The sequence below is a fragment of the Serratia sp. NA_13 genome (assembly GCF_052691735.1).
Window position 1 is genome coordinate 24,222 of the sequence record NZ_JBQZFV010000013.1, and the last position, 17,175, is coordinate 41,396.

The 17,175-nt window shown below is 54.3% G+C and carries 16 protein-coding genes; 13 read left to right on the forward strand and 3 right to left on the reverse strand.

Going from position 1 to position 17,175, the window contains the following annotated elements:
* Positions 1-22: 22 nt before the first annotated feature.
* The 4 genes from atpD (at position 23) to glmS (ending at position 5,621) form a co-directional block, all read left to right on the forward strand.
* Positions 23-1,405, forward strand: coding sequence for a F0F1 ATP synthase subunit beta (gene atpD, locus ACUTSU_RS17060; protein WP_012004485.1), 1,383 nt, complete (start codon positions 23-25; stop codon positions 1,403-1,405).
* A gap of 20 nt (positions 1,406-1,425) precedes the next feature.
* Positions 1,426-1,845, forward strand: a complete 420-nt coding sequence (locus ACUTSU_RS17065; protein ID WP_445652600.1) for a F0F1 ATP synthase subunit epsilon — start codon at positions 1,426-1,428, stop codon at positions 1,843-1,845.
* Positions 1,846-2,141: 296 nt separating this feature from the next.
* The gene (glmU, locus tag ACUTSU_RS17070; protein WP_445652601.1) at positions 2,142-3,515 is read left to right on the forward strand and encodes a bifunctional UDP-N-acetylglucosamine diphosphorylase/glucosamine-1-phosphate N-acetyltransferase GlmU; all 1,374 of its coding nucleotides are present in this window, start codon (positions 2,142-2,144) and stop codon (positions 3,513-3,515) included.
* A 276-nt stretch (positions 3,516-3,791) separates the two neighbouring features.
* The gene (gene glmS / locus ACUTSU_RS17075; RefSeq protein WP_153858537.1) at positions 3,792-5,621 is read left to right on the forward strand and encodes a glutamine--fructose-6-phosphate transaminase (isomerizing); all 1,830 of its coding nucleotides are present in this window, start codon (positions 3,792-3,794) and stop codon (positions 5,619-5,621) included.
* A 45-nt stretch (positions 5,622-5,666) separates the two neighbouring features.
* Here glmS and ACUTSU_RS17080 read toward each other — a convergent pair whose 3' ends face one another.
* Positions 5,667-6,047 (reverse strand): hypothetical protein, encoded by a 381-nt coding sequence (locus ACUTSU_RS17080; protein WP_445652602.1) that lies wholly within the window; start codon positions 6,045-6,047, stop codon positions 5,667-5,669.
* A gap of 217 nt (positions 6,048-6,264) precedes the next feature.
* On the opposite strand from ACUTSU_RS17080, the gene pstS reads away from it, so the two are divergent.
* The 8 genes from pstS (at position 6,265) to ACUTSU_RS17120 (ending at position 13,359) form a co-directional block, all read left to right on the forward strand.
* Positions 6,265-7,305, forward strand: coding sequence for a phosphate ABC transporter substrate-binding protein PstS (pstS, locus tag ACUTSU_RS17085; RefSeq protein ID WP_445652603.1), 1,041 nt, complete (start codon positions 6,265-6,267; stop codon positions 7,303-7,305).
* Between the two features lie 92 nt (positions 7,306-7,397).
* The gene (pstC, locus tag ACUTSU_RS17090) at positions 7,398-8,354 is read left to right on the forward strand and encodes a phosphate ABC transporter permease PstC (protein WP_135344788.1); all 957 of its coding nucleotides are present in this window, start codon (positions 7,398-7,400) and stop codon (positions 8,352-8,354) included.
* Between the two features lies 1 nt (position 8,355).
* Entirely contained in the window at positions 8,356-9,246 is an 891-nt protein-coding gene (gene pstA, locus ACUTSU_RS17095; protein WP_153858586.1) for a phosphate ABC transporter permease PstA, read from the forward strand.
* Positions 9,247-9,294: 48 nt separating this feature from the next.
* Positions 9,295-10,071, forward strand: coding sequence for a phosphate ABC transporter ATP-binding protein PstB (pstB, locus tag ACUTSU_RS17100; RefSeq protein WP_012004491.1), 777 nt, complete (start codon positions 9,295-9,297; stop codon positions 10,069-10,071).
* 11 nt (positions 10,072-10,082) lie between these two features.
* Positions 10,083-10,817: a phosphate signaling complex protein PhoU gene (phoU, locus tag ACUTSU_RS17105; RefSeq protein WP_085120124.1), complete on the forward strand. Its 735-nt coding sequence runs from the start codon at positions 10,083-10,085 to the stop codon at positions 10,815-10,817.
* A gap of 168 nt (positions 10,818-10,985) precedes the next feature.
* Positions 10,986-11,825: an ABC transporter substrate-binding protein gene (locus ACUTSU_RS17110; RefSeq protein ID WP_445652604.1), complete on the forward strand. Its 840-nt coding sequence runs from the start codon at positions 10,986-10,988 to the stop codon at positions 11,823-11,825.
* A 78-nt stretch (positions 11,826-11,903) separates the two neighbouring features.
* Positions 11,904-12,617, forward strand: coding sequence for an amino acid ABC transporter permease (locus tag ACUTSU_RS17115; protein ID WP_445652605.1), 714 nt, complete (start codon positions 11,904-11,906; stop codon positions 12,615-12,617).
* Between the two features lies 1 nt (position 12,618).
* On the forward strand, positions 12,619-13,359 hold the full coding sequence (locus ACUTSU_RS17120) for an amino acid ABC transporter permease (protein ID WP_445652606.1): 741 nt from the start codon (positions 12,619-12,621) through the stop codon (positions 13,357-13,359).
* Here ACUTSU_RS17120 and yieH read toward each other — a convergent pair.
* On the reverse strand, positions 13,352-14,017 hold the full coding sequence (gene yieH, locus ACUTSU_RS17125; RefSeq protein ID WP_445652607.1) for a 6-phosphogluconate phosphatase: 666 nt from the start codon (positions 14,015-14,017) through the stop codon (positions 13,352-13,354). The two genes, ACUTSU_RS17120 and yieH, sit on opposite strands and share 8 nt — an antisense overlap.
* 348 nt (positions 14,018-14,365) lie before the next feature.
* Between yieH and ACUTSU_RS17130 the strand changes: the two genes are divergently transcribed.
* Complete coding sequence (locus ACUTSU_RS17130) at positions 14,366-15,703, forward strand: NCS2 family permease (protein ID WP_445652608.1); 1,338 nt, start codon at positions 14,366-14,368, stop codon at positions 15,701-15,703.
* 330 nt (positions 15,704-16,033) lie between these two features.
* On the opposite strand, the gene ACUTSU_RS17135 is transcribed toward ACUTSU_RS17130, so the two are convergent.
* A complete protein-coding gene (locus tag ACUTSU_RS17135; RefSeq protein ID WP_445652609.1) occupies positions 16,034-17,086 on the reverse strand; it encodes a hypothetical protein in 1,053 nt (350 codons plus the stop codon).
* Positions 17,087-17,175: the final 89 nt, after the last annotated feature.

A 17,175-nucleotide genomic window follows, 5' to 3' on the forward strand; every position in this document is an offset into this window, starting at 1 on the left:
CGAATTACGTAGAGGATTCAAGATGGCTACTGGAAAGATTATCCAGGTAATCGGCGCCGTAGTGGACGTCGAGTTCCCTCAGGATGCCGTACCAAAAGTGTACAACGCTCTTGAGGTAGAAAACGGTGCCAATAAGCTGGTGCTGGAAGTTCAGCAACAGTTGGGCGGTGGCGTGGTTCGCTGTATCGCAATGGGGACCTCTGATGGTCTGCGTCGCGGTCTGAAAGTTACTGACCTGGACCACCCAATTGAAGTACCGGTAGGTAAAGCTACCCTGGGCCGTATCATGAACGTATTGGGTGAACCAATCGACATGAAGGGCGATATCGGCGAAGAAGAACGTTGGGCGATTCACCGTCCGGCGCCAAGCTACGAAGATTTGGCCAACTCCCAGGATCTGCTGGAAACCGGTATCAAGGTAATGGACCTGATCTGCCCGTTCGCCAAGGGGGGTAAAGTCGGTCTGTTCGGTGGTGCTGGTGTTGGTAAAACCGTAAACATGATGGAGCTGATCCGTAACATCGCGATCGAGCACTCCGGTTATTCTGTGTTTGCGGGCGTGGGTGAGCGTACTCGTGAGGGTAACGACTTCTACCACGAAATGAACGACTCCAACGTACTGGACAAAGTATCCCTGGTTTACGGCCAGATGAACGAGCCACCGGGTAACCGTCTGCGCGTTGCTCTGACCGGTCTGACCATGGCGGAGAAATTCCGTGACGAAGGCCGTGACGTTCTGCTGTTCGTTGATAACATCTACCGTTATACCCTGGCCGGTACCGAAGTGTCCGCACTTCTGGGCCGTATGCCATCGGCGGTAGGTTATCAGCCAACGCTGGCGGAAGAGATGGGTGTTCTGCAAGAACGTATCACCTCTACCAAGACCGGTTCAATCACTTCCGTACAGGCCGTTTACGTCCCTGCGGATGACTTGACTGACCCGTCACCAGCCACCACCTTTGCTCACTTGGATGCAACTGTGGTACTGAGCCGTAATATCGCTTCTCTGGGTATCTACCCGGCCGTTGACCCGCTGGATTCTACCAGCCGTCAGCTGGATCCGCTGGTAGTTGGCCAGGAGCACTACGATGTAGCGCGTGGCGTGCAGTCGATTCTGCAACGCTATCAGGAACTGAAAGATATTATCGCAATCCTGGGTATGGACGAGCTGTCTGAAGAAGACAAACTGGTTGTATCCCGTGCGCGTAAAATCCAACGCTTCCTGTCTCAGCCGTTCTTCGTGGCAGAAGTCTTCACCGGTTCTCCGGGCAAGTTCGTATCGCTGAAAGACACCATCCGTGGTTTCAAAGGCATTATGGACGGCGACTATGACCACCTGCCTGAACAAGCGTTCTACATGGTTGGCACCATTGAAGAAGCAGTGGAAAAAGCCAAGAAACTGTAACGTCTTGAGAGGAGGGTGATATGGCTATGACTTACCATCTGGATGTAGTCAGCGCGGAAAAACATATGTTTTCCGGCCTGGTGCAAAAGATCCAGGTGACAGGTAGCGAAGGCGAACTGGGGATTTTCCCTGGTCATGCGCCGCTGCTGACTGCCATCAAGCCTGGCATGGTGCGTATTGTTAAACAACACGGTGAAGAAGAGTTCATCTACCTGTCCGGCGGTATCCTTGAGGTACAACCGAGCGTGGTCACCGTGCTGGCTGACACTGCTATCCGTGGAACGGACCTCGACGAAGCGAGAGCGCTGGAAGCTAAGCGTAGAGCTGAAGAACATATCAGTAGCTCTCATGGCGATGTCGACTATGCTCAGGCATCTGCAGAACTGGCGAAAGCGATCGCAAAACTGCGCGTTATCGAGCTCACCAGAAGATCGATGTAATATTTTGGCGCGTGCATAACGCAGCCAAAATTAAGAAAGCGGCCTATTGGGTCGCTTTTTTTTTGTTTTAAAATAAGCCTGATACCCCGGCAGGCATTGTGAGGTATAACCTTCAATAGCGGCTGGAAATGTCGCCGATCGCCGACAGTTATCCCCACCGTCGGGTTACTGGATCGTTAACTTCGGCATGCCTAGTGCCCCAAGGCCTGAGCTGGGTTCGTGCAGAGAAATATGTAGTAATATCGTCACTAAAGGGTTCTACTTTCGTCTATTAAAATGGAGTTATCAGGTTGCTTATGTCGAACAGCGCAATGAGTGTGGTGATCCTCGCCGCGGGCAAGGGAACACGCATGTATTCCGATCTTCCCAAGGTGTTACATCCGTTGGCCGGCAAGCCGATGGTGCAGCACGTCATTGATGCCGCGATGAAACTGGGCGCGAAAAACGTCCATCTGGTGTACGGCCATGGCGGTGACTTGCTGAAAAATACCCTGACCGATGGTGCACTGAACTGGGTGCTGCAGGCCGAGCAATTGGGTACCGGCCATGCCATGCAGCAGGCTGCCCCGCATTTTGCCGATGATGAAGACGTGCTGATGCTGTACGGCGACGTCCCGCTGATTTCTGTCGATACTTTGCAGCGTCTGATGGCCGCGAAGCCCCTGGGCGGTATTGGTCTGCTGACGGTGAAGCTGGCTGACCCGAGTGGTTACGGTCGTATCGTGCGTGAGAACGACCAGGTGGTGGGGATTGTTGAGCATAAAGATGCCAGCGAGGCCCAGCGCCAAATCAATGAAATCAACACCGGTATTCTGGTGGCCAACGGCCGCGATCTCAAGCGCTGGCTGGGGATGTTGAACAACGACAACGCGCAGGGTGAATTCTACATCACTGATATCATTGCGCTGGCCCATGCCGACGGCAAGAAAATTGAAGCCGTGCATCCATCACGCCTGAGTGAAGTGGAAGGCGTGAATAACCGCCTGCAACTGTCGCGGCTTGAGCGTATCTATCAGGCAGAACAGTCTGAAAAATTACTGTTGGCCGGCGTAATGCTGCTGGATCCGGCGCGTTTTGACCTGCGCGGGGAACTTGTGCACGGCCGCGACATCTCTATTGATGCCAACGTCATTATTGAAGGCACGGTCAAGCTCGGGGATCGGGTGAAAATCGGTGCTGGCTGCGTGTTGAAAAACTGCGTGATCGGCGATGACTGCGAAATCAGCCCGTACAGCGTGCTGGAAGATGCCGTGCTGGCTGCGGAATGCACCGTGGGTCCCTTTGCCCGCTTGCGTCCAGGTGCCGAGCTGGCGGTGGGCGCCCATGTTGGTAACTTCGTCGAAATGAAAAAGGCGCGTTTGGGCAAAGGCTCTAAAGCGGGTCATCTGAGCTACCTGGGTGATGCCGAGATTGGCGACGATGTGAATATCGGTGCCGGTACCATCACCTGTAACTATGATGGTGCCAATAAGCATAAAACCATTATCGGCGACGGCGTGTTTGTCGGTTCCGACACCCAGCTGGTGGCGCCAGTGTCTGTCGGCAAAGGTTCTACCATTGCCGCCGGCACTACGGTAACCCGTGATATCGGTGAAGATGAACTGGTACTGAGCCGCGTCAAGCAGGTGCATATCCAGGGCTGGCAACGTCCGGTGAAAAAGAAGTCATAGTGTGTTTTGCGTTGGGCTCCATTCACGAGCCCAATACAAAACATAAAAGTCCTCAATAGATTTCGAGTTGCTGCTAGGCGGCAAGAGTGTGAATTCCCTGGAGCTTAGTTCACTAAGTGACTGGGATAAGCACTCGCAGCCAACAACGCAGCAGCTCGAAAGATGAAGAGGATAAGCCCCACTATCTACAGGCTCGGGGCTGCACGGTAAAAACCGGCAAAATCAGGTCAAGACATCGAAAGCGCCCCGAAAGGCGTTTAATTAGGAATACAACTGATGTGTGGAATTGTAGGCGCAGTAGCGCAACGTGATATTGCAGAGATTCTGTTGGAAGGGTTACGCCGTCTTGAATACCGTGGCTACGACTCAGCCGGTTTGGCGGTGGTGGATGCTGAAGGTAACGTCAGCCGTTTACGTCGCGTCGGCAAAGTCAATAAACTGGCCGAAGCCGCTGAACAACATGAATTGCATGGGGGCACCGGTATTGCTCACACCCGCTGGGCAACGCACGGTGAACCTACCGAAGCTAACGCGCACCCGCATGTTTCTGATTACATTACGGTGGTGCATAACGGCATCATCGAAAACCACGAGCCGCTGCGTGAACTGCTGATCGAACGCGGTTATCACTTCAGCTCTGAAACCGATACCGAGGTGATTGCTCACCTGGTGCATTGGGAACAGCGTCAGGGGGGCACCTTACTGGAAGTGGTTCAGCGCGTGATCCCTCAGTTGCGTGGTGCATACGGCACTGTGGTGATGGACAGCCGTGACCCAAGCGTGCTGGTGGCAGCACGCTCCGGCAGCCCATTGGTTATCGGCCGTGGCGTGGGTGAAAACTTCCTGGCTTCCGATCAACTGGCACTGCTGCCGGTAACCCGTCGTTTTATCTTCCTGGAAGAAGGTGATGTGGTGGAGATGACTCGCCGCACCGTCAACATTTTCGATAAACAGGGCAACGCCGTTGAGCGTCCTGAAATCGAATCTCAGGTGCAGTACGACGCCGGTGACAAAGGCGCTTACCGCCACTACATGCAAAAAGAGATCTACGAACAGCCACTCGCGTTGAAGAACACCTTGGAAGGGCGTTTCAGCCATGGCCAAATCAACCTGAGCGAGCTGGGTCCGCGTGCTGACGAACTGTTGGCGAAGGTACAGCACGTGCAAATCATTGCCTGTGGGACTTCTTACCACTCCGGCATGGTTGCCCGCTATTGGTTCGAATCGCTGGCCGGCGTGCCTTGCGACGTGGAAATCGCGTCAGAATTCCGCTATCGCAAATCTGCCGTGCGTCCGGGCAGTCTGATCATAACGTTGTCGCAGTCCGGTGAAACTGCCGATACGCTGGCGGCACTGCGCCTATCGAAGGAGCTGGGTTACCTCGGTTCACTAGCCGTGTGTAACGTGGCCGGTTCTTCATTGGTTCGTGAATCCGATCTGGCTCTGATGACCAAAGCCGGCACCGAAATTGGTGTTGCTTCCACCAAGGCGTTTACTACCCAGCTTGCGGTGCTGTTGATGCTGGTGGCACGTTTGGGTCGTCTGAAAGGCATGGCGGAAAGCGTGGAGCATGAAATCGTGCACGGCCTGCAGGCGCTGCCGGCGCGTATCGAACAGATGCTGTCGCTGGACAAAAACATTGAAGCGTTGGCGGAAGGCTTCTCCGACAAGCATCACGCGTTGTTCCTCGGCCGTGGCGATCAGTACCCGATCGCTATGGAAGGTGCACTGAAGCTCAAAGAGATCTCCTATATTCACGCAGAGGCCTATGCGGCTGGTGAGCTAAAGCATGGTCCGCTGGCGTTGATCGATGCCGATATGCCGGTGATCGTGGTGGCGCCGAACAATGAACTGTTGGAAAAGCTGAAGTCCAACATTGAAGAAGTGCGCGCGCGCGGTGGCCAGTTGTACGTGTTCGCCGATCAGGATGCGGGTTTCGTCAGCAGCGAAGGCATGACTATCATCCCGTTGCCGCACGTCGAAGAAATCGTGGCTCCGATCTTCTACACCGTGCCGTTGCAGCTGCTGTCCTACCACGTGGCACTGATCAAAGGCACAGACGTTGACCAGCCGCGCAACCTGGCGAAATCTGTCACGGTAGAGTAACTCGCTGTTATGTTCGAAAAGCCGGCCTGAGCGCCGGCTTTTTTATCATTTAATCTTGTTATGCAGCTCTTGTACCGAGCGTTTCAGATCGCTGATTTCGCTTTGGGCATTGTCTTGCCCTTGTAACTTACGTTTCAGATTGTCGATCTCGCTGTTTTGATTTCGATTCTCGCGTTCCATATCGCTCAGCTTGTCTTGCAGTTTCTTGATGGTCTGTTCCTGAAGCCTTAATTGTTCTTTGAATCCGTCTAAATCTCTGAGCTCATAATTAGAAATAATGTAACCTTGGTCGTAATGGCTCCAAAGAAGGATGTTATCGGTACTGCCACTCGATTGCTTGCTGCGCTGTAATCCATCCGCCGCCGTGGCGTTGGCCATAGCCAGAAAATAAAGGCTAACCGTTGACAAGATAAGTATTTTTTTCATATGCAGTCCCTTTGCCTGGATGAGGTATAACAGAATGTTTCAGGTGAAATAATAGCCTAATCAAGATGTTAATTGCACTTTTGGTTTTTTGTAATATAACTGTCACATTTCGTACATTTTACTGTCACCAAACTGTCCTATTTTCCCTCCTGCAGCAATACTTACTCTGATGAAAACGACTTGAAGTCGATTTTTGAATATCCCATTAGGAGGGATTATGAAACTGATGCGTACCACCGTCGCCAGTATTGTGGCAGCGACTTTCTCCCTGACCGCCGTGTCCGCGTTCGCTGCTGCTAGCCTGACCGGTGCAGGTGCGACATTCCCCGCTCCGGTTTATGCCAAGTGGGCAGATTCTTATCAGAAAGAAACCGGCAACAAAGTTAACTATCAGGGCATCGGCTCATCTGGTGGCGTGAAGCAAATCATCGCCAACACCGTTGACTTTGGTGCTTCTGATGCGCCGTTGACTGAAGAAAAACTGGCTGCTGATGGCCTGTTCCAGTTCCCTACCGTGATCGGTGGTGTGGTGCTGGCAGTTAACATCCCGGGCATCAAATCCGGTGAGCTGACCCTGGACGGTAAAACTCTGGGCGATATCTATCTGGGTAACGTGAAGAAATGGAACGACCCGGCGATCACCAAGCTCAACCCTGGCGTTAAGCTGCCGGATCAGAACATTGCCGTTGTCCGTCGTGCTGATGGTTCAGGCACCTCGTTCGTGTTCACCAGCTACCTGTCTAAAGCCAACGCGCAGTGGAAAGAGAAAATCGGCGCAGGCTCTACCGTTAACTGGCCAACCGGTTTGGGCGGCAAGGGTAACGACGGCATCGCAGCCTTCGTACAACGTCTGCCAGGCTCTATCGGCTACGTGGAATACGCTTACGCCAAGCAGAACAACCTAGCTTACACCAAGCTGATTTCTGCCGATGGCAAGCCGGTCAGTCCGACTGAAGAGAGCTTCAGCAACGCGGCTAAAGGCGTGGACTGGAGCAAGACCTTCGCACAGGACCTGACTGACCAGAAAGGTGATAACGCCTGGCCAATCACTTCTACCACCTTCATCCTGGTGCACAAAGAGCAGAAAAACCCGGCTCAGGGTACCGAAGTGCTGAAGTTCTTTGACTGGGCGTACAAAACTGGCGCCAAGCAGGCTAATGACCTGGATTACGCCACTCTGCCGAAAGAAGTGATCGAGCAGGTGCGTGCAGCATGGAAAACCAACGTAAAAGACAGTTCTGGTAAAGCGCTGTACTAACAACGCAGGGGCGCGTGATTCGGCGCGCCCCACTCAGTTTTTCAGGGCCTGACTCATGTTAGGCCTGCCAGGGTTAAAACAGAGAGTGATCTATGGCTGAGTACAAGCCGACCATGAAAGCACCGAGTAAAAATGGTGACGTCATCTTCAGCGCGCTGGTTAAACTGGCAGCGCTGATTACCTTATTGTTGCTGGGCGGCATTATTGTTTCGCTGGTCTTCGCCTCCTGGCCGAGCATCCAGAAATTCGGTTTCTCCTTCCTGTGGACCAAAGAGTGGGACGCGCCTGCCGAACAGTTCGGTGCGCTGGTGCCCATCTACGGCACCGTAGTGACCTCGCTGATCGCACTGATTATCGCCGTACCCGTCAGCTTTGGTATTGCCCTGTTCCTGACCGAGTTGGCACCAAACTGGCTGCGACGCCCACTGGGTATCGCCATTGAGCTGCTGGCGGCAATCCCAAGTATCGTTTACGGCATGTGGGGCCTGTTCGTGTTTGCTCCGCTGTTTGCCGAATATTTCCAGACTCCGGTTGGCGATGTGCTGTCCGGCATTCCGATTGTCGGTGAGCTGTTCTCTGGCCCGGCATTCGGTATCGGTATTCTGGCTGCCGGGGTGATCCTGGCGATTATGATTATTCCTTACATCGCCGCTGTGATGCGCGATGTGTTCGAACAGACCCCGGTGATGATGAAAGAGTCGGCCTATGGCATTGGCTGCACCACCTGGGAAGTGATCTGGCGTATCGTGCTGCCGTTTACCAAAAATGGCGTGATTGGTGGTGTGATGCTGGGGTTGGGCCGCGCGCTGGGGGAAACCATGGCGGTGACCTTTATCATCGGTAACACCTACCAGCTCGACAGCGCTTCACTGTATATGCCGGGCAACAGTATTACCTCTGCGCTGGCCAACGAATTCGCCGAAGCGGAGTCTGGGGTTCACACCGCAGCGTTGATGGAGCTGGGCCTGATCCTGTTTGTTATCACCTTTATCGTCCTGGCGCTGTCGAAGTTGATGGTGATGCGTCTGGCCAAGAAGGAGGGACGCTAACGTGGCGACTATGGAAATGCAAAACAACCTGGCGCTGTTGGAAAGCCGTCGCAAAATGCAGGCCTGGCGCCGTCAGAAAAACCGTCTGGCACTGTTCTTGTCGATGGCGACCATGGTGTTTGGCCTGTTCTGGCTGGTGTGGATCCTGTTTTCCACCGTGACCAAAGGCATCGACGGCATGTCGCTGGCGCTGTTCACCGAAATGACCCCGCCGCCGAACACCGCGGGTGGCGGCCTGGCTAACGCCATCGCTGGTAGCGGGCTGTTGATCATGTGGGCTACGGTGTTTGGTACGCCGCTGGGCATTATGGCCGGCATTTACCTGGCGGAATACGGCCGTAAATCCTGGCTGGCGGAAGTCATCCGCTTTATTAACGACATCCTGTTATCAGCACCGTCGATTGTCGTGGGCCTGTTCGTCTACACCATTGTGGTGGCGAAGATGCAGCATTTCTCCGGTTGGGCCGGGATCATCGCACTGGCGCTGTTACAGGTGCCAATCGTGATTCGAACGACTGAAAACATGCTGAAACTGGTGCCGGATACGCTGCGTGAAGCTGCTTACGCGCTGGGTACGCCGAAATGGCGCATGATTTCCGCCATCACGCTGAAAGCCTCGGTCTCCGGCATTATCACCGGCGTGCTGCTGGCAATTGCGCGTATCGCCGGGGAAACCGCACCGCTGCTGTTTACCTCGCTGTCTAATCAGTTCTGGAGCACCGACCTGATGCAGCCGATCGCCAACCTGCCGGTGACCATTTTCAAATTCGCCATGAGCCCGTTCGCCGAATGGCAAGAGCTGGCCTGGGCCGGGGTGCTGTTGATTACCCTGTGTGTACTGGTACTGAATATCTTGGCGCGCGTAGTTTTCGCCAAGCAAAAGCATTCATAAAATTTTGAGCGCGGCCCAGGCGGCGCTGATGAAAAGAGAGAAGTCTTGATGAGTATGGTTAACGACGCTTCCAGCAGCAAAATTCAGGTACGCGATCTGAACTTCTACTATGGCAAATTCCATGCGCTGAAAAATATCACGCTGGATATCGCCAAGAACAAGGTCACCGCGTTTATCGGCCCATCCGGTTGTGGCAAATCAACGCTGCTGCGCACTTTCAACAAGATGTATCAGTTGTACCCTGAGCAGCGTGCAGAAGGCGGCATTCTGCTGGATGGGCAGAACATTCTGACCGACAACTCGGATATCGCCCTGCTGCGTGCCAAGGTCGGCATGGTGTTCCAGAAGCCGACGCCATTCCCTATGTCGATTTACGACAATATCGCCTTCGGTGTACGTCTGTTTGAAAAGCTGTCGCGTGCCGACATGGATGAGCGCGTGCAGTGGGCTCTGACCAAGGCGGCATTGTGGAACGAAACCAAGGACAAGCTGCACCAGAGCGGTTACAGCCTGTCCGGCGGCCAGCAGCAGCGCCTGTGTATCGCCCGCGGTATCGCTATTCGTCCGGACGTCTTATTGCTCGATGAGCCTTGCTCGGCGCTGGATCCGATTTCCACCGGTAAAATTGAAGAGTTGATCAGCGAACTGAAGTCTGACTACACCGTGGTGATCGTAACCCACAACATGCAACAGGCCGCACGTTGCTCTGACTCCACGGCTTTTATGTATCTGGGCGAACTGATCGAGTTCAGTGATACTGATACCCTGTTCACCGCGCCACAGAAAAAACAGACCGAAGACTACATCACTGGCCGTTATGGTTGATAGGATGCATCATGGATAACCTGAATTTAAATAAACACATTTCCGGCCAGTTCAACGCAGAACTTGAGCACATCCGCACCCAGGTGCTGACCATGGGCGGGCTGGTGGAGCAGCAACTAACCGACGCCATTACTGCGATGCATAACCAGGACGGTGAGTTGGCCAAGCGGGTGATCGAAGGCGATGCCAAGGTCAATATGATGGAAGTGGCGATCGACGAAGCCTGCGTGCGGATCATCGCCAAACGCCAGCCGACCGCCAGCGACCTGCGCCTGGTGATGGCGATCATCAAAACCATCTCCGAGCTGGAACGTATCGGCGACGTGGCGGATAAGATTTGCCGTACCGCGTTGGAAAAGTTCTCGCACCAGCATCAGCCACTGTTGGTGAGCCTGGAGTCGTTGGGCCGCCACACCGTGCAGATGCTGCATGACGTGCTGGACGCCTTCGCGCGTATGGATCTGGATGAGGCGATCCGAATTTATCGCGAAGACAGAAAGGTCGATCAGGAGTATGAAGGCATCGTGCGTCAGTTGATGACTTACATGATGGAAGACACGCGCACCATTCCCAGCGTGCTGACTGCGTTGTTCTGCGCCCGTTCAATCGAGCGTATCGGTGACCGTTGCCAGAACATCTGCGAATTTATCTTCTACTTCGTGAAAGGTCAGGACTTCCGTCATATTGGTGGCGATGCGCTGGAAAAGCTGTTGTCCTCCGACGGTAAAGACGAGAAAAAAGAGTAATATCCCCTCGAGTTACCTCTTAAAAGGCGCAGAAAACTGCGCCTTTATGCTGTTTAAAATCCTCAAAGATAAAAAGGTTATAAATATAGCTTTTTATATTATTTCCTGACCTAAGCGGGTCTTGCTAGCGTAGCAGCCAGCAGGACATCAACCCCTTAGGAGCAACTCATGAAACATCGCGTTTTGGCCTTAACTTTGTTAGCCAGCCTGACCAGCCTCGCCACCGGTGCTGCGCATGCGGACAAACTCGACGACATCAAGAAAGCCGGCGTAGTGCGTATCGCGGTGTTCGACAGCAATCCTCCGTTCGGTTATATCGATCCGCAAAGCAAAAAACTGGTGGGCTATGACGTTGATGTGGCCGATGCGATCGGTAAGGCGCTGGGGGTGAAGGTGGAGCTGCGTGCCACTAACCCGGCCAACCGTATTCCTTTGCTGGTAGCGAAAAAGGTCGATTTGATCGCCGCCAACTTCACCATTACTGACGAGCGCACCAAGGAAGTGAACTTCAGCGTGCCGTACTTCGCTACCGGCCAGAAATTTATCGCCCATAAAGGCGTGCTGAAAACCCCGGAAGATATCAAAAAACTGCGCATCGGTGCGGACAAAGGCACGGTGCAGGAGATTACCCTGCGTGAACATTACCCGACGGCCAAAGTGATCTCTTACGACGACACTCCGCTGGCGTTCGTAGCACTGCGCAACGGCAACGTACAGGCGATCACCCAGGATGATGCCAAGCTGGTGGGCCTGCTCGGCAACCTGCCGGCGGCGCAAAAGGCAGATTTCGAAATATCGCCGTTCAGCATTACCAAAGAGTATCAGGGGGTGGGTATTCCCAAGGGTGAAGACCGCCTGACCGCCAATGTTAACGACACTTTGATCAAGCTGGAAAAAGACGGTGAAGCGGCGAAGATCTACGATCGTTGGTTTGGCCCGGAAACCAAAACCGCACAGCCACGCGGCGACTTCAAAATCGCGCCTTTGGATCAACAGCCGAAGGCCTGATTTCTGTGGGGCTGAAATCTGTATGGAGGGGCGTAGCTTGCTGCGCCCCTGACGCATTTTGCAAGACAAGGATTGACCATGAACCTGGATTGGCTGCTGGCGCCGGAGTATCTGAGCTGGCTATGGCGGGGCTTCCTGCTGACGCTGTGGCTTTCCGCCTGTGCGAGCCTGGCCGCCACGCTGTTGGGATTTTTACTGACCGCGATGCGTGACAGCCGCCTGTGGACACTGCGCTGGCTGGCGGTGGGGTATAGCTCGTTGTTTCGCAATACGCCGTTGCTGGTGCAGTTGTTCTTTTGGTATTTCGCCGCCGGGCAGATCCTGCCTTCTGCCGCCATGCAGTGGCTCAACACTTCGCATCAAATCGGTCCGCTTGAGTGGCCGTCGTTTGAATTTCTCGCCGGCTTTTTCGGCCTGACGCTGTACTCCAGTGCCTTTATCGCCGAAGAGATCCGTTCCGGCATCCGTGGTGTCGCTAACGGGCAAAAATATGCGGCCAACGCGCTGGGATTAACCGGCTGGCAGGCGATGCGCTATGTGGTGCTGCCGCAGGCGCTGAAAATCGCCATGCCGCCGCTGCTGGGCCAGTATATGAACGTGATAAAAAACTCCTCGCTGACCATGGCGATCGGCGTTGCCGAACTGTCTTATGCTTCGCGTCAGGTGGAAACCGAGACGCTGCGAACCTTCCAGGCGTTTGGCGTGGCGACGGTGCTGTACATCGCCATCATTGCCCTGTTGGAAGGTTGGGGTATGTGGCGACAGCAACGTAAACCGCTGAGAGGACATTAATATGGATTTCAGCGTCATCTACGACAACCTGGGTTATCTGCTGTGGGGAACCTGGCCGGACGGGCCGCTGGGGGGCGCAGCGCTGACGTTGGCGATCAGCCTGATGGCCGGCGTGGTTTCGGCCATTATCGGCACCTTGCTGGGGGTGGCCCTGGCGATGTCGCGTGGCGTGGCAGCCGGGTTACTGGCCATGCTGCTGGGTTTTTTCCGCGCCATCCCGGTGATCATGCTGATTTTCTGGACCTATTTCCTGCTGCCTATCGTTTTTGGTGTGGATATTCCGGAAATCACCACCGTAGTTTGCGCATTGGCGCTGATCGCCTCGGCCTATCTGGCGCATGCGGTGAAGGCGGGGATTATCGCCATCGGCCCAGGCCAGTGGCAGGCGGGTTTGTCTCTGGGATTGACCCGTTGGCAAACGCTACGGATGATCGTGTTGCCGCAGGCGTTGCGGATGATGGTGCCTTCGTTTATCAACCAGTGGATTTCGCTGATCAAGGACACTTCCCTGGCCTATATCGTCGGGGTTGGCGAACTGACGTTTCTGGCGACCCAGGTCAACAACCGCAGCATGGTGTACCCGATGGAAGTCTTCCTGTTTATCGCGCTGGTGTACTTTGTGTTTTGTCTGGCACTGGATCTGCTGGCCAATGCGGTCAACTGCCGCTTTAGCCCGCAGACCCGGGAGTTGAAACGCTCATGGCGCTGGTGGCGCAATAAACCGCCGTTGCCGGCTAGTTAGTTAACTGCCAGCCGCGTTCACGCCACAGCGCAGGTAATTGCGCCAAATCGTCGAATGCGGTGACCAGCGGATGGTCGATCGGCTTGTTATGCGGATCGGCGCAGAAGTAAAATACCGGGATCCCGGCGGCAATCCCTGCCTGAGCACCGGCAGCGGAGTCGTCCACCAGAATGCAACGCTCCACGGCAACCTGCATTTTTTCGGCGGCGTGAAACATGATCGCCGGGTCCGGTTTCCAGCGCTGAATGTCATAGCCGCTGAACAACCGATCATCAAAATAGTGCAACATGTCGGTCAGGCCGAGCGAGTGCTGCATTTTGCTGACCGGGCCGTTAGACACAGTACATATTGGTACTGTCACCTGCGCCAGCAGTTCGCGCGCACCGGCAATCTGCTGCAGTTCGCGGTCAAACAGTCGGGCCACTTCCTGACGGTATAGAGGCTCCAGTTCTTCCTTCGGCAAGGCGGCGCCGTGCTCCGCATTAACCTGTTCGATAATCTCGTACAGCTTTACCCCTTTGTATTTCCGGAATACCTCGTCCAGCGAAAGGTGAATGCCATAGTGGGCAAACATGTGCACATAGGCTTTGCTACAAAGAACTTCGCTGTCCACCAGCGTGCCGTCGCAATCAAACAAAATACAGTCAATTTGGTTCATCAGGGGCCGTGTCCTTAGATTATGCGTGATAATGCCACTTTAACCGCATCAGGCCGGATTGCGACCCCAGAATCACCGATTGCCGATCAATCTCAGTAAATACAACCTGTTGGGGTTTATAGCCGTAAAGACGGCGAAAAAAACCTGTGATCAGCATCAAAACCCTGACTTTTTGTTATATACCCGGCATACTTGAAACCGCATCTGTGTTGGCTGCGAACGCTCACCCCAGTCACTTACTTGAGTAAGTGACTGGGGTGAGCGTTCTTGCCGCCGTGATGCGACTCCAATTATTTTGGGTATAGGATAGCCGGCGACGGTCCATTCCCTTCTTCGGAATTTCTGAAAATGAACAAACAAGTCACTGGCCTTGACGTTGAGCAAGGCTTGCTTGGGCGTGTGTTTAAACTCAAGCAACATGGCACCACGGTGCGTACGGAAACGATTGCCGGTATTACTACCTTTTTGACCATGGTGTATATCGTGTTCGTTAACCCCCAAATTCTGGGTGCGGCGGGCATGGATACGCAGGCGGTGTTCGTAACCACCTGCCTGATTGCCGCTTTCGGCAGTATTTTTATGGGCCTGCTGGCGAATCTGCCGGTGGCGCTGGCACCGGCTATGGGCCTCAATGCGTTCTTCGCCTTTGTGGTGGTGGGCGCAATGGGTATTTCATGGCAGGTCGGCATGGGAGCCATCTTCTGGGGCGCGGTCGGTTTGTTACTGCTGACTATTTTCCGCGTCCGCTACTGGATGATTGCCAATATACCCATGAGCCTGCGGGTGGGGATCACCAGCGGTATCGGCCTGTTTATCGGCATGATGGGGCTGAAAAATGCCGGCATCGTGGTGGCTAACCCGGATACGCTGGTGACCATAGGTAGCCTGACCTCACACAACGTGCTGTTGGGCGCGCTGGGCTTCTTTATTATTGCCGTACTGTCGTCACGTAATTTCCATGCGGCGGTGTTGGTTTCCATCGTGGTAACTACCCTGATCGGCTGGGCGCTGGGCGATGTGAAATACGGCGGCGTGTTCTCCATGCCTCCGAACATTACCTCGGTGGTGGGTCAGGTTGATTTGGCGGGTGCGCTGAACATTGGCCTGGCAGGGGTGATTTTCTCCTTTATGCTGGTGAATCTGTTTGACTCCTCCGGCACTTTGATTGGCGTGACCGACAAGGCGGGTTTGACCGACGATAAGGGCAAGTTCCCGCGTATGAAGCAAGCGCTGTACGTGGACAGCATCAGTTCGGTGGCCGGTTCGTTTGTCGGCACCTCTTCTGTAACCGCCTACATTGAAAGCTCCGCCGGGGTTTCCGTCGGCGGCCGTACCGGTCTGACCGCGGTGGTTACCGGTATTCTGTTCCTGTTGGTGATTTTCCTGTCGCCATTGGCGGGCATGGTGCCGGCTTATGCCGCTGCCGGTGCGTTGATCTACGTGGGCGTGCTGATGACATCCAGCCTGGCGCGGGTGACGTGGGATGACCTGACCGAAGCCGTACCGGCGTTTGTGACGGCGGTGATGATGCCGTTCAGCTTCTCAATTACCGAAGGTATCGCGCTCGGCTTTATTTCTTACTGTGTAATGAAGTTGGGTACCGGCCGCTGGCGTGAAATCAGCCCATGCGTGGTGGTGGTTGCGGTGCTGTTTGTGCTGAAGATTGTCTTTGTAGACGGTCATTAATGCGAATAGGGCCGACAAATGTCGGCCCTTAGGTTGCTGACAAAGCAGGAAAAAGCGTGGTTTTTCCTGCTTTGTGGTGAGCAGCCGAAAATCAATAAATTGATTTTCCTGATTTTTATTTATCGGCCTCTACTCGCTCTGGGCAGGAATGAGGTTTGTCATCAGTCTGAGGGCCGACAAATGTCGGCCCTGGGTTTGCTTTTAGCCTGAGATACTCGGGCCTAGCGCACCGATGGGCGCTCCGGCAGCTGAAGCTGCTACGACCTCTTCGGCACGCTCTCCCTAATAATCAACTTTCTCAGAGCCTGCAAGCCAATGCGCGTAGTCATATCAGGCGCCCGGCGTTGCGTCGGGCACCTGATGCAACACCCACTGCAAGGGCCGTTTAAAACGTGCCTGCCAGCCGCCATCGGGGCTCTCGCCTTGGGCAAAATGCAAAGCCTCTACCTGATTATTCTTGCTGAACAGATTGGCAAAGTGCATTGCCAGTGCTTGATCGCTGAAGTTTTGCCGTTCGTAGTAGGCCACTACCAGCCGCTTATGGGTCGCCAGCGATTGCCGTGCCTGCTTGATCCCGCCATTGGGGGCAATCAGCAGTGCGCCGGCATAAAGTTGCGGGTATTTGGCTAACAGATTGGCGGCATGCAGCGCCCCCTGTCCGCGGGCGGCAAGGTAGATTTTCTGCGGATTGAGCTTTAATTCTTCGGTGGATGACAGCAGGGTTCGCTGAATCGCGCTCTGGGTGCTTTCGTCACTGTAATTTGACCAGCGGAAGCTGTTTTCCGACAGCATCTGGGTGCCGTTGAGCTCTATATAGGCGACGCCGATCTCACTAAAAAACAGGCGTTCTTCCGGTGTGATACCGGCGCTTTTGCCATAGGCGTGCAGGTACACCACCGTTGGCCAGCCTCCGGGCGGCGGTGTGCCGTTCGGAATGGCATAGCTGGCTTTGCCTTCGAACCAATGAGCATGTTGCAGGTAACGGGCTTTGGTTACCGCCAGAATCGACTGGTAGGTACTGCCGTGTTGGATGTTGTTGAAGGCGTCATCCTCCAGCAGATTGTAGTAATACCATAACCCGCGATCGGCGCTCAGTTGCAGATAGCGCTCTGCCAGTTCGGTCTGGCCCTTTTCCGCTGAGGAAGCCGCCAGTTGATAAGGCGCCCATATGTTACGGCCGTCTTCACGCATCAGCGTCAGATACAACGACATGGCTGCGATCTTTTTATCTTCCTGGCTCTGGGTGGTGCGTGGCAGTTGGGTGCTTAGTGGGCTATGTACCGGTAGCTCGATCGGCTCTTCTCCGGCGGGATAACGCATTTCTGTGGCTAATAGTGGTCTGGTGGTGAAAGCCAGTAAGATGGCTAAAATGAAAAAATACATAATTTAATGACTTTATTTTTAATGGGTTGGCAGTGACTCTCTGATTGAAATGACGCCTTCATTCGATTTTTAATGAAGGCGTCAAAAAA